The sequence below is a fragment of the Stenotrophomonas sp. Steno-C17 genome (assembly GCF_056393165.1).
Genome location: NZ_JBWJPD010000001.1, coordinates 77,675 through 92,466, shown reverse-complemented (window position 1 = coordinate 92,466; position 14,792 = coordinate 77,675). Strand labels below are relative to the sequence as shown.

The 14,792-nt window shown below is 68.8% G+C and carries 2 protein-coding genes; both read right to left on the bottom strand.

Annotated elements, in window-relative coordinates:
- Nucleotides 1-88: 88 nt before the first annotated feature.
- A complete protein-coding gene (locus AC06FA_RS00370) occupies nt 89-3,703 on the bottom strand; it encodes a hypothetical protein (RefSeq protein ID WP_478066627.1) in 3,615 nt (1,204 codons plus the stop codon).
- Between the two features lie 10 nt (nt 3,704-3,713).
- Nucleotides 3,714-14,696 carry an Ig-like domain-containing protein gene (locus AC06FA_RS00365; RefSeq protein ID WP_478066626.1) on the bottom strand — a complete coding sequence of 3,661 codons (10,983 nt, stop codon included), beginning with the start codon at nt 14,694-14,696 and terminating at the stop codon, nt 3,714-3,716.
- Nucleotides 14,697-14,792 lie beyond the last annotated feature (96 nt).

Here is a 14,792-nt window from a genome sequence, read left to right as displayed (position 1 = left end):
GCCCGGGGATGTTGCCGGTCATTCAGCCGCAGGCGGCGCAACCCGGTCGTGCCGGGCCATGCCCGGCAGGCCAAGCCCCGTCCGCAACTCAGTAATAGCCGGACAGGTTCAGGAAGAAGCCCTTGCTCTCGTACCGCAGCTCGGTCAGGTCGTCGCTGAACTCGGTGAAGTTGTAGCCGGCACCGATCTTGAAGTTCTGCCCGACCTGGCGGTCCACGCCCAGCAGCCAGCCCTTCTTGTCGCCGCCCTCGCGCACATCCAGCCAACGGTATTCGGCCAAGCCTTCCCACTGCGACCACAGCCGGTAGCGCAACTGCAGCGCAGAGAAGTTCACCCGGCTGTCCAGCCAGGGGCCTTCGCCGCGGCCGGTGCGGTAGTCACCCCAGCGCGCGGCCAGCTTGGCCGCCACTTCCCAGCGTTCGCCGATCTGCCGCACGCCTTCCAGCGAGATGATCTGCGACTTCTGGTCGTACACGTTGCCGCCTTCCTGGCCCAGCGACGCCACGTCGTACAGATAGGTGTACTTGCCGAACGCGACCCAGCGCGTGTTGTCGTGCGGGCGCCAGGCGAAGCCCAGGTTGGATTCCACCAGCTTGGCATCGGCCAGGGCGTTGATCTTGTCCTGGGTATCGGCGTAGTTGGCGCGCAGCGCGATGCGCCAGTCCTCGTTGATCTTGTACAGCAGGCGGTTGGTGGTCACCCACTGCTCGCGCTGCTCGGCGCCCTGGTCGCGGCGGTACTCCAGCTTGCTGGTCCACTGCGTGTTCGCGTCGGTGCGCCCACCACTGACGCTGTAGGCGCGGCGGTCCACGCGGCCGGTGGTGGCGTCCAGCTTGCCATCCATCACGCTGAAGCCCAGGTTCCAGCCCTGCGCTGGGTAGAAGTCCATGCCGAAGGTGTTGACCAGGCCCGCCGTGTCCTCGCGCCGGTCCTTCAGGTACTGGCTTTCGTTGAACACATTCACCTGGTTGCTCAGGCGCCAGCGCTGGCCCAGCGTCCAGCCCGACTGCAGGCCGGTGTCGTACAGCGGGTCGGTGGTGGTGCGGTCGGTGCTGTAGCTGTAGTTGCCGTAGAAGCTGTGCTCGGGCGTCATCCAGTACTCGGCTTCCAGCTTGGCGCCGTCGCCGCGGCTGCCGCTGCTCACTTCGGCGCCCACGCTGGAACGATCGCCGAACAGATAGCGCGTGCCCAGGGTCAGCAGGTTGTTGTCCTCGTAAGCGCCGCCGTCATCATCCACGGTCAGCTGGCCGGTACCGTACAGCTCCCATTTGGCGCCGAAGCGCTGCCGGTAGCTCAACGCAGCCAGCGTGCCGTCCACATCCACGCCTGCGTTTTCCTCGCGCACCCGGCGCAGCTCCGCACCCAGCTGGCCGTTGTTGCCCAGCCGCCAGTCCAACGTCAGCTGCGACTGTTCCAGCGCCACATCACCCCGTTCGGCGCGGCTCTGGCGGCCATACAGGCTCAGGTTGTCGGTGAAGTAGCCGAGGAATTCGGCACCGTACTCCTCCAGCGCCACCCCGGTATCCATGCGCGATACCGAGAAGCCGGCATCCACGTCGCGCCACCAGGCGCCGAAGCTCCAGTCCTGCGTGGTCCAGCCCAGCTCGCGCAGGTTGGCGCGTGCTTCCACCGCACGTGCATCGCCCTTGCGCGCGGCATTCACCGGGTTGCGCTGGATGAAGCTCAGGCCGCCGTTGTCGGAATAGAAGATCGGCGCGGCGGTGGCTTCGCTGCGGGTCTGTTCCAGTTTCAGGTAGGTACCGCGCCCGGCCTGCAGGGTCAGGTCGGCGCCCATCAGGCTGTAGTCGTCGCCGCTGCGGTTTTCGTCCACGTAGGTGCCGCCCACCGCGACGTGGTCGCCGAACCATTGCTTGCCGCGCAGGCCGGCGCTGACATCGTCGGTGCTGAAGCCCACCGGCACGTACTCGTAATCGACCAGCAGCACCTGGTCGTAGCCGTCCAGCGGCGTGTCGCGGGTGAGCGTACGCACGTTCTCGCGGGTGATCTGCGAAAGCGCGCGGGTCAGCAGGATGCGGCCCTGGATCTCGTTCACCTCGTAATCCACGCCGCGCTGCAGGGTGCTGCGCACTTCGGTACGGCCGGTGGTGCGGTCGCGCACTTCCAGCACCACCTGTTCCGAGCCCGGCAGCAGATCGGTATGGCGCAGGTAGTACAGGCTGCCGCCGGTGCCCAGGAACTCGCTGTGGCCCAGCGCCGACTGCGCCTCCGACCCGAAGGCTTTCAGATACGAACGCGGATCGCCCAGCGGGGTCGTCGCCCGCGATCGCCAGCTCAGTGCCGCGCCATACAGCGAGCGCACGTACTGGCCGTACTCGGTACCGGTGAACCCGGTGGCGAAGTTGCCCCACAGCGCCTGGTTCTGGTCCCAGTCCACGCGCACGTACAGCTTGCCCTGGGTGTCCACATCGCGGTAGGTGGTCGAATCATCGCCGTACACCGGGTAGTACTGGTCCGGGTCCAGGCGGCGGAACACATCGCGTGCATCGGCGTCCAGGAAGCCACTGAACAGACGCTTCAACTCGCGGTCGTAGGTGTCGGCCTGCGCGGTCACCAGGTACTTGCCGCGCAGCTTGCTCTTCAGGTAGAACGCCAGGCGACCTTCGCTGAGGAAGCTGTCGTCGCGGTCCTGGTCGGCCACCAGCGGGTCCAGGTTGCCACTGGCGGTATTCTTCGACAGGGTCACATCGGCCAGCGCCACCAGGAAGCGGTAGCTGCCGGTCACCTCCACGTCCAGCGTGCGCTGCAGGGGCGGCGCGTCCTGCGCTTCCACTTCCACCTGGTAACGGTGCTGGCCGATCGGCTCCAGGAATTCGGCGGCGAACTTCTGCTCCAGGTCGACCGGGAAGCTCTGCCCGTTGATCAGCACCCGTGCGTTGGGCGCCAGCCCACGGCCATAGATGCGCACGCGCGAACCGTAGATGGCGATGTTCTGCTGGCGCAGCGCGTTCTGCCCGTAGATGGCATTGGTCAGCTGCTGGTCGCGCGCATCCTCACCGTTCAGCACCTTGCCCAGGGTCTTCTGCACGTTGTCGCGCACCTGCTGGGTGCCGCGCTCATAATCGGTGGGCAGCACCAGCTGGAAGCGCTGCGCGCTGGTTTCATCGAATGCGCCGTCGTGGCCGTAGGCGCGGGCGATGTACTGCAGTTCATCGCCTTCGCGCAGGTTCAGCCCGGCCGGCAGCTGGCCATCCCATTCGGTATTGCCCACGTAGTCCACCGGCATCGGAATGCGCGCCAGCGGCGTGACCAGGTCGGTATCGGAACCGCGGTACAGGGTGATCTCGATGCGTTCGATGAACGAGGCGTAGTTGTTGTAGCCATGGAAGCGCAGCGGCTTGGTCAGCCGCCCGTTCTCGAACGGCGCCATGGAGCCGGTCTGCACGTTCAGCACCGGCGCCGACAGCGACGGATCTTCGGTGGCCCACACCACTGCGCCGTCAGGCAGTTCGGTCACGAACTGCCCACCCGGTGCGGCAGCGCGCGCGTCGGCAGGCGTCGGCACCATCTGCGGCGTCGGATCGCCGTGCACCTGCAGCAGCAGATCGTTGCCGCGCCGGCAGCCTTCGGCGCCACACAGGGTCTGCGGCAGTTCCGGTGCCGGTGCTGCGGTGCCGGTCTGCGCCCACGCAGAAGGCAGCAGCAGTGCGGTGGCCAGGGTGATGAGTGCGGTCGTCTTGATCATGGCCCTCTCCTCAGCGGTCCGCGCGGTCAACGGTGGCCGGCGCAGGCAGTACCTGCACCTGCACCCGGTCAGCCCACCCGTCCGGCAACCGCGCCAGCACGGCCCGCTGCAGCACCTGCCCGCGTTGTTCCGCCAACGCCTCCTGCCCTGGCTCGGCCCGCACCTGCAGCACCCCGCCCTCGCGTGCCTGCAGCGCGTTGGCCGCCTGTACCAGCACCGCCTCGTTGCCCTCGGCCAGATCGGCGCGGCCCGGCACGAACAGGGCCGGCGCGAACTCCAGCCGCAGCGCCGGGCGACCGCTGTCGAACCGGGCATCGGGCAGCTGCACACCGAAGTCGAAGCGCACCGGCAGCCCCGGGGTGATCCGCCGCAACAGCGGGTTGCGCGTGGTGAAGCGCGCATCGGCCGGCAGCGTGGTCGGGTCCACCTTCAGGATGAAGTTGCGACCGCGGGCCTGGCCGCCGTTGATGCCCACCAGGTGGTAGCGACCGAAGGCATCGGTCTCCATTACCAGGCCTTCCACCGATGCCACCCGCACGCCGGGGATGCCGCGCTCGCCGGCATCCTGGATGCCGTTGCCGTTGCGATCCTCGAACACGCTGCCCAGGATCAGGCTCTCGTCCAGCAGCGGGTCGCCAACCACTTCCACGTCGGCCGACGCCACGTTGCCGATGCTGGCATTGACCGCATCCACCGCGGTCACCCGGTTGGTGTGGATGCCCTGGCCCACGCCCGCCCCCACGCGCAGGTAGTACACCAGCGTGGCGCGGCCACCGGCGGCGATATCCACCCGTTCCACCCGCAGCGGCGAGCGCGCGCTCACGAACGCGGCGTTGTCCAGATCGCGGGCCTCGAAGCCTTCCTGCACGAAGGTGAAGCCGGCCGGCAGCGTATCGATCACGTTCACGCCCAGTGCGTCCACTTCACCCAGGTTCTCTACGGTCACCACGTAGCGCACCAGTTCGCCCACCTTCACCGTGCGCTGCGCTGCCTGCTTGGTCAGGCGCAGCACGGCACCACTGGCGGTCACGGTGATGTTGACCCGGCCGTCGGCGCAGACGGGGGTAGGAATGGAGACGTCGCAGATGTTGTAGGTGAAGGCGTCCTGGCCGCTGTAGCCGACGAAGGCGGTGTAGATGCAGACGCCATCGGTGCAGCCCAGGCGGCCGTAGCGCGGCTCGGCCAGCACGCGCAGCGAGCGCGGGTTGATCGGCGCGCCGCTGGTGCTGATGTTGTCCAGCAGCGAGATCGTGACCGGCTCGCCATCGGGCGTGGTCACGGTCTCATCCACCACTTCAACGGCGTTGGCCTGTACCTGGACCGTCACGCTGGCGGTGCCGCACTGCACTGGCGCCGCTTGCGTGCAGACGGTGTAGGCGAAGGTGTCGCTGCCGCTGAACGTCGCCGCCGGCGTGTAGCGCACGGTGCCATCGGCCAGCACCTCGGCGGTGCCCGAGGTGGGCGCGGTACTGATGGTCACGGCCACCGACGACGGCACCACCGGGCTGCCGGAGACCAGATCGTTGGCCAGCACCGGCACGACCACCGGGCTGTCCTGCGGCGTGCTGGCGGTGTCGTCGGCCGGTTGCACGGTGCTGCCAGCTGGCGGGCTGGCCAGGGTCACCGTCACCGTGCCGATATCGCAGACAGCAGGCTGGCTGACCAGGCAGATCTGGTAGGTGGTGGTGTAGGTGGCACCGGCCACACCGGCGGCCACGTCCACGCTGCCATTGGCCTGGATGGTGATGGCCGTGGTGTTGGTGGGGGTCAGCAGCACCGTGGTCGGGTCCAGCGCGGCGCCGTTGAACGTGTCGTTCACCAGCACGTTCAACACCGCCGTCGCGCCGGTGGCCGGCACATCGGCAATCGCATCATCGACCGCGACCAGGGTGCCGCCCACGGCGGTGACCGTGATCGACAGCGTGGCGGTATCACACACGCCGGCATACGGTGCAGGCAGGCACAACTGGTAGATGAAGGAATCGCTGCCGCTGAAGCCTGCGTTGGGTGTGTAGGTGTAGCTGCCATTGGCACTGAGCACCACGGTGCCCTGCACCGGTGCGGTCACCAGCGAGAACACCGAACCGCCACTGGCGTTGTCATTGCCGGCCACGCTGCCGCTCAGCGCCTGTCCGGCCGGCGTGGTGCCCACATCGTTCACCGCATCCGGACGCACCAGCACCAGTGCCGTCGCCTGCGCACAGTTGCCCGTGTTGCTGGCCTCGCAGATCTGGTAGGTCAGGCTGAGCGCGCCGGCCGCCGCACTGCCGGCAATGCTGATGATGCCGTTGGCGTCGATGCTGATGCCTGCAGGCGGTGCGATCAGGGACACGGTGACCTGCGCCGGCTGCACCGGCACACCATTGATCAGGTCATTGCCCAGCACCGACGGCGTGGAACCGCCGGCACCCGGCAAGGTTGGCGTACCACTGAAGTTGTCGCTCACCGCCTGCAGGGTCGTGGCGCTCACGGTCACGCTCACCGACGCGGTATCGCAGACATTGAGGTTCGGTGCAGGCAGGCAGACCTGGTAGGTGAAGGTGTCGGTGCCGGTGAAGCCCGGGTTCGGGGTATAGCTGATGGTGTTGTCACCGTTCACCACGGCGGTCCCGTTCAAGGGCGCGACGATCACCGTGAACACCGGGTTCACCGGCAGCGTGTCGTTGGCCGCAACGTTCAGCGCGGTGGTGCCGGTACCGGCCGACAGCGTGTCATCGGCCGCGTTCGGGCGCACCGCCACCAGTGCAGTGGCCTGCGCGCAGTTGGTCGCCACCGCGTTGTCGCAGACCTGGTAGTTCAGTGTGGTGGCGACCGGAACCAGACCCGCAGCGACGGTGATGACGCCGCTCGGGCTCATGCTGTAGCCGGTGGGCGGCGTGATCAGCGCGGCGGTCACCGGCGTGGTGCCCGGTACGATGGGGGCCCCGTTGAAGCTGTCATTCAGCAGCACGCTGGCGGTGGTGCCGCCGGTGGCCGGCACGATGGGCGTAGCACTGAAGTCATCGTTCAGCGCGCTCACACTGGTCGTGCCCACATTGACGGTGACGGTGGCGGTCGAGCACACCCCTGCTGCCGGTGCGGGCAGGCAGACCTGGTAGGTGAAGGTGTCGCTGCCGGTGAAGCCTGCCGCAGGCGTGTAGCTGATCGTGTTGTCGGCGTTGACGACGGCAGCCCCACTGCCCGGCGCCACCAGCACGGTCAGCGTCGGGTTGGAAGGCAGCGTGTCGTTGGCGGTGACATTGAGCACCGTGGTGGTGCCAGCGGTCGCCGTGAGCGTGTCGTTGGCCGCAGCGGGGCTGACCGCGACCACTGCGGTGGCCTGCGCGCAGTTGGTCGGCACTGCGTTCTCGCAGACCTGGTAGGTCAGCGTTGTCGCCGCGGGCGGGGTGCCCGGTGCCACGGTGATCTGCCCGTTGGCGGCCATGGTGTAGCCCGTCGGCGGGGTGACCAGCGTGGCGGTGACCGGCGTGGTTCCGGGGGTGATCGGCAAACCGTTGAAGGTGTCGTTGAGCAGCACGCTGGCGGTGGTGCCGCCGGTGGCGGGCGCGATCGGCGCGGCGGTGAAGTCATCGGCCGTGGCCACCAGGGTGGTGGCGGCGACGGTGAGGCTGACCGTGGCCGAATCGCAGACACCGGCGGCCGGTGCCGGCAGGCACAGCCGGTAGGTGAAGCTGTCGGCCCCGGTGAAGCCTTCCGAAGGCGAGTAGCGGATGGTGCCGTCTGCCAGCACGGTGGCAAGACCGTTGGCAGGCGCCGCCGTCACCGTCACCACCGGGTTCAACGGCGCGGTGTCATTGGCCAGCACGTTCAGGATGGTGCTGGTACCGGCGGCAGCCAGCAGGGTGTCGGCCACCGCGTCCGGGCTGACCGCCACCACGGCCGTGGACTGCGCGCAGTTGGTGGGCACAGCGGTCTCGCAGACCTGGTAGTTCAGGGTGACCGCCGCCGGCGTAGTGCCCGCCGCGACAGTAATGACGCCGGAGGCGTTCATGACGTAGCCGGTGACCGGGGTCACCAACGAGGCGCTGACCGGGGTGGTGCCCGGTACGATCGCCACCCCATTGAACGTGTCGTTCAACAGCACGCTGGCGGTACTGCCACCGGCGGCGGGCGCAATCGGGGTGCCCGTGAAGTCATCGGCGAGCGCGGTGATGCCGTTGGCGCTCACGGTCAGGCTGACCGTGGCGGTGTCGCAGACCGCACTGCCGGGCGCCGGCAGGCACAGCTGGTAGGTGAAGCTGTCTGCGCCGGTGAAGCCGGGCGTCGGGGTGTAGTTGATGCTGCCATCGGCATTGACCGTGGCGGTGCCATTGGCCGGTGCGGCCGACACGGTCACCACCGGGTTCAGCGGCGCGGTGTCGTTGGCCAGCACGTTGAGCAACGTGGTGGTCCCCGCCGTTGCGGTCAGGGTGTCCGCCATGGCCTCCGGGCTGACCGCCACGATGGCCGAGGCGCCGGCGCAGTTGGTCGGTACGGCGTCTTCGCAGACCTGGTAGTTCAACGTCACTGCGGCAGGCGTGGTGCCGGGTGCCACCGTGATCACCCCCGCCGGGTTCATGCTGTAGCCGTTCACCGGCGTCACCAGCGAGGCGCTGACCGGCGTAGTGCCGGGCACGATGGCTGCGCCGTTGAACGTGTCGTTCAACAGCACGCTGGTCGTGCTGCCACCTGCCACGGGGGCGATCGGCGCCGTGGTGAAGTCATCGTTGAGCGCGGCGAGCGTGGTCGCACTGACGGTCACCGTCACCGTCGCCGAATCGCAGACCGTGGCGCCAGGGGCCGGCAGGCACACCTGGTAGGTGAAGCTGTCGGTACCGGTGTAGCCTGCGGTCGGGGTGTAGCTGATGCTGCCGTCGGCGTTCACCGTGGTGCTGCCGTTGCTCGGCGCAACCGACACCGTCACCGTCGGGTTGGCCGGGGCGCGATCGTTGGCCAGCACGTTCAGCACGGTGGTGCTGCCGGCGGCGGCGGGCAGCGCATCGGCCACCGCCTCCGGGCTGACCGCCACCACGGCGGTGGCGGCCGCACAGTTGGTCGGCGCCGCGTTCTCGCAGACCTGGTAGTTCAGCGTGGTCGCCGCCGGCGTGGTGCCCACCGCAACGCTGATCACCCCGCTGGCCGACATGCTGTAGCCGCTGGGCGGCGCAAGCAGCGAAGCCGTCACGGCAGTCGTGCCCGGCACGATGGGCGCGCCATTGAACGTATCGTTGAGCAGCACGCTGGTCGTGCTGCCGCCGGTGTCCGGCGCGATCGGCGCTGCGGTGAAGTCATCGTTGGTCGCCACCAGCCACGTGTTGCTGACCGTAAGCGATACGGTTGCAGTGGCGCAGACCGTTGCCGCCGGCGCGGGCAGGCACAACTGGTAGGTGAAGCTGTCGGCACCGGTGTAGCCTGCCGTCGGCGTGTAGCTGATGCTGCCGTCGGCATTCACCGTAGTGGTGCCGTTGGTCGGCGCCACCGACACGGTCACCACCGGGTCCTGCGGTGCGGTGTCATTGGCCAGCACGTTCAGCACGGTGGTGGTGCCGGCGGTGGCCGGCAGGGTGTCGGCCACCGCCACCGGGCTGACCGCGACCACGGCCGAGGCCGACGCGCAGTTGCCCGGCACCGCGTTTTCGCAGACCTGGTAGTTCAGCGTCGTTGCCGCCGGCGGTGATCCTGCGGCCACGGTGATCACGCCGTCGGCTGCCATGCTGTAGCCCGGCACCGTGGTCAGCAGCGACGCGGTTACCGCCGTGGTCCCGGGCACGATGGCCACGCCATTGAACGTGTCGTTCAACAACACACTGGCGGTGCTGCCGCCCGCTGCGGGCGCGATCGGGCTGCTGCTGAAATCATCGTTGGCCGCCGCCAGTGTCGTGGCTGCCACGGTGACGGTCACCGCAGCGGTATCACAGACCGCTGCAGCGGGCGCCGGCAGGCAGACCTGGTAGCTGAAGGTATCGGTGCCGGTAAAGCCGACGGTGGGCGTGTAGCTGATGGTGCCGTCGCCATTGACGAGGGTCGTGCCGTTGCCCGCGGCCACCGACACCGTCACCACCGGGTTGAGCGGCGCTGCATCGTTGGCCAGCACGTTCAGTACGGTGGTGGCGCCAGCGGCCGCCGGCAGTGCATCGGCCACCGCGTCCGGGCTGACCGCCACCAGTGCGGTGGCCGCGGCACAGTTGCCCGGCACCGCGTTCTCGCAGACCTGGTAGTTCAGGGTGGCCGCGGCCGGTGTGGTTCCCGCGGCCACGGTGATCACACCGCTGGCCGACATCGTGTAACCGGCCGGCGCGGCAATCAGGCTCGCCGTGACCGGGGTGGTGCCCGGCACGATGGGCGCGCCACTGAAGGTGTCATTCAACAACACGCTGCTGGTGCTGCCTCCGGTGGCCGGTGCAATCGGGCTGGCGCTGAAGTCATCGTTGCTGGCCACCAGCGAGGTGGCGCTGACGTTGACGGTCACCGTGGCGGTATCGCACACGCTGCCGCCCGGGGCGGGCAGGCACAGCTGGTAGGTGAAGCTGTCGGTTCCGGTGAAGCCGGCGGTCGGCGTGTAGCTGATCGTGCCATCGCCATTGGCCACGGCCGTGCCCTGGCTCGGGCCGGCACTGACGGTAACCACCGGGTTCAACGGCGCGGCGTCATTGGCCAGCACGTTCAACACGGTGGTGGTGCCTGCGGTGGCCGGCAGGCTGTCGGCCACCGCATCGGGGCTGACCGCGACCAGCGCGGTAGCGGCAGCGCAGTTGGTCGGCACCGCGTTCTCGCAGACCTGGTAGCTGAGCGTGGTCGCGGCTGGGCGCGTGCCCGCGGCCACGCTCACCACACCGTCGGCCGACAGGCTGTAGCCGGTCACCGGCGTCACCAGCGAGGCGGTGACCGGCGTGGTGCCCGGCACGATCGCACTGCCGCTGAAGGTGTCGTTGAGCAGCACGCTGGCGGTGCTGCCACCGGCAGCAGGATCGATGGGCGTGGCCAGGAAGCTGTCATTCACCGCGACCAGCGAGGTCGTGCTGACCGTCACCGCCACCGTGGCGGTATCACAGACGCTGCCGTGGGGTGCCGGCAGGCACAGCTGGTAGGTGAAGCTGTCCGGCCCGGTGAAACCGCCCGTGGGGGTGTAGCTGATGCTGCCGTCGGCGTTGACCACGGCGCTGCCATTCACCGGCGCCACGCTGACGGTCACCACCGGCGTGGCCGGTGCCACGTCGTTGGCCAGTACGTTCAATACCGTGGTCGCACCGGCCGCGGCCGGCAGCGCATCGTTCACCGCATCCGGGCTCATCACCACCACCGCGGTGGCGGTGGCGCAATTGGTCGGCGCGGCGGTCTCGCAGACCTGGTAGCCCAGCGCGACCGAGCCCGGCAAGGTACCGGCCGCGACGCTGATGACGCCATTGGCGGCCATGCTGTAACCGGACACCAGGGTGGTCAGGCTGGCGGTGACCGGAGTGGTGCCCGGCACGATGGCCGCCCCATTGAAGGTGTCGTTGAGCAGCACGCTGGCGGTACTGCCACCGCCCGGCGGGACCGGGCTGGCACTGAAGTCGTCATTCACCGCTACCAGCGCGGCAGCGGCCAGGGTGAGCGTGACCTGGGCGGTATCGCAGACCGCACCGTCCGGCGCGGGCAGACACACCTGGTAGGTCAGGGTATCGGTACCGCTGGCGCCGGCGTTGGCGGTGTACTGCAGGCTGCCGCTGGTCGCCAGCACCGCGGTGCCCAGCGTGGGCGGCGAGGTGACGGTATAGCTGGCACCGGCAGGCACGTTGTCGTTGGCCGCCAGATCAAAGGTACCGGGCTGGGTGCCGGTCACGCTGCCGCTGTCATCGACGGCATCGGGCGCAACCAGCACCTGCACGGCGGCGCTATCGCAGGTGCTGCCGCCCTGCTCGCACAGCGAATAGGTGAGCGTGGTGGCACCGGCCGGCGCGTAGCTGGCCACGGTGATGATGCCGTTGCCATCGATGCTGAAACCGGTGGGCGGGGCCACCAGATTGGCCGTGACCTGCAGCGGATTGACCGGGCCGCCGTTGAAGGTGTCGTTGCCGAACACCGTGGGCGTGGTGCCGCCGGCCCCCGGTGCGAACACCGGGCTGCGGAAGTTGTCGTCCACGGCATCAAGGGTGTTGGCCACCACGTTGATCGTGACCGTGGCAGTGGAACAACTGGCGGCGTCCGGTGCGGGCAGGCAGACCTGGTACTGTACGGTCTGCGTGCCGGCGGCGCCGGGCACATAACTGAAGCTGCCATTGCCCTGCAGGGTGAACGTACCCGCAGCCGGCGGGGTCAGTACGCTGTAGGTCGCGCCCGCCGGCGCGTTGTCGTTCAGACCGACATCGCCCACCAGGGTCTGCCCGGCCGAGGTGCTGAAACCATCGTCCACCGCAGCAGGCGCCACCACCAGCGCAACCTGGGCGGTATCGCAGTTGCTCGTGCCCGCCTCGCACAGCTCGTAGGTGAGCGTCTGCGCACCGGCAGCAGCGCCGGCCGGCACGTTGATCACCCCGGCACTGGTGACGGTGTAACCCGGCGGCGGCGTGTTGACCAGGCTCACGCTCACCTGCGCGGCCGTCACTGCAGCGCCATTGAACAGATCGTTGCCCAGCACGCTGGGGGTACTGCCGCCGGTCACCGGCGAAATGGCCGGCGTGCCGAAGGCATCGTCCACCGCATCGACCGTGTTGGCGGTAATGACAAACGTGACCGTTGCAGTCGAGCACACCGCACTGTTCGGTGCGGGCAGGCAGACCTGGTAGCTGGCGCTGTCGGTGCCGCTGCTGCCGGCTGCCGAGGTGTAGGTGAAACCGCCATCCGCGGCCAGCACCAGCGTTCCCTGGGTGGGGGCGACCAACACGCTGAATTCCGCACCGGTACCGGCACTGTCATTGCTGGCCACCGAGCCGGTCACCGCCTGCCCTGACTGCACGGGCACGTTGTCGGCTACGGCGGTGGGCGCGACCAGCACCTGCACGCTGGCGGTATCGCAGTTGGCAGGCGCTGCGGTTTCGCACAACTGATAGGTCAAGGTCGCCGCACCCGGCGTCGTGCCCGGCGCGACGGTGATCACGCCGCTGGAAGCATCCAGACTGAAGCCCGCTACCGGTGCCTGCAGCGTTGCAGTGACGGTGCCTGCGGTAACCACCACACCATTGAGGGTGTCATTGCCCAGCACGCTGGGCGTCGTGCCACCGGCAAGTCCGGGCACTGGGGTGGCAAACAGATCGTCGTTGGCCACCAGCGCATTGGCGCCGAGGGTGACGGTGACCGCCGCGGTATCGCACACCGCAGCATTCGGTGCGGGCAGGCAGACCTGGTAGCCGAACGTGTCGCTGCCGGTGACGCCGGCATTGGGCGTGTAGGTGTAGCTGCCATCGCCACTCAGCGTCACCACACCCTTGCCGGCAGCGGTGCCCAGGGTAAAGGTCGAGCCGGCCGGGGTGTTGTCGTTGCTGCCGACATTGGCCGACACCGGCTGTCCGGCGCCCGGTGTCGCGATGCTGTCGTCCACCGCGTCGGGGGCAATGACCAGCTGCACGCTGGCGGTATCGCACAACGTCGGCGCGGCCGTCAGGCAAATGCGGTAGCCCAGGGTGACCGGACCGGCCACGGCGTTGGCCGGCACCGTGACCACGCCTGCCGCGTTGATCAGGTACCCCGCCGGTGCGGTGATCAGCGTGGTGGTCAGGTTGGCCGGCACCACCGCCGCGCCATTGAACGTGTCGTTGCCCAGCACGCTGGCCGTGGTGCCGCCGCTGGCCGCGGCGATCGGCGCGGCGCTGAAATCATCGTTCACCGCATCGATGGTGTTTGCGGTCAGGTTCACCGTCACCGTGGCGGTGTCACACACGGCCGCGTTCGGGGCCGGCAGGCAGAGCTGGTAGCCGAAGGTATCGGTACCGGTGGCGCCCGCATTGGCGGTGTAGGTGAACGCGCCCGTGGGTTGCAGCACCACGCTGCCCTGGCTGGGCACCGCGCCACTCTGCACGAAGGTGGAACCGGCAAAGACATTGTCATTGCTGGCAACGTTGCCGTTCACTGCCTGCCCGGCCTGCACGGCCACGCTGTCATCCAGCGCATCGGGGCTGACCAGCAGGCTGACCGTGGCGCTGGCGCAGTTGCTGGGCGAAGCCGCTTCGCAGATCTGGTAGGTCAGGCTGACCGGCCCGGCTGCGGCGGTGGCCGGCACGCTGATGGTGCCGTTGGCCGCGATGGCATAGCCGGACGGGGCGTTGGTCAATGTGGCCACCACGGCGGCATCGGCGAACGCCGCACCGCCCAGGGTGTCGTTGCCGAACACGCGCGGTGTACTGCCACCGCCGCCCGGCGGGAACGGCGTGGCGCTGTAGTCATCGTTGTTGGCGACGATGGCCGCCGCCTGCACGGCGATGGTGGACGTGGTGGCGGTGTTGTCACCCGGGCTCGGATCGGTGGTGCCCGAAGGCGGCGTGATGGTGGCCACGTTGGCGGAAATGGTGGCCGGGGTGACCGTCGGTGCGGTGCCATTGACCAGCACCACCAGCACATCGCCCACGCCCACGTTGACGCCGACATTCAGACTGCCGGTGCCCGACGCCGCCGAACAGGACGTGGCGGCGGAAACGGCCGCGCAGGTCCAAGTGACCGCGCTCAGCTGCGAGGGCACCGAATCGGTCAGCGTGGCGCCCACCGCCTGCGACGGGCCGGTGTTGCGCACTTCGATGCGGTACTGCACGGTGCCACCCGCGGCGACCGGCACCGGCGTGGTGATGGTCTTGATGATGCTCAGCTGCGCGCTGGCGGCCAGTGTGTTGCTGTCGCTGCTGCTGTTGTTGCCCGGGGTGGGATCGGACACATCGGCCGGCGCCGTCACCGTGGCGGTGTTCACCAGCGGGTTGCGGTACGCCTGTGCCTGCGCGCCGGTCATCGCCAGGGTGGCCAGCAACGCCGCGCCCCACTGCAGCGCGCGCACGCGCAGGCAATCGTGGCCGGGCAGGCGGTTCAAGCGACGGGCGCGGGCGGTGTGCATGCTGTCATCCTCGAAAGCACCGTGCAGGCTCTGGCGTTCCCCGCCTGCGCGTCACATGGAGCGTCGTTGCTGCCGGGCCGCGCACTGCGCAGCGGC

Bases quoted from the DNA above. Each gene is read 5' to 3' on its own strand.
- AC06FA_RS00370 (WP_478066627.1), bottom strand. From the start codon at position 3,703: ATGATCAAGACGACCGCACTCATCACCCTGGCCACCGCACTGCTGCTG.
- AC06FA_RS00365 (WP_478066626.1), bottom strand. From the start codon at position 14,696: ATGCACACCGCCCGCGCCCGTCGCTTGAACCGCCTGCCCGGCCACGAT.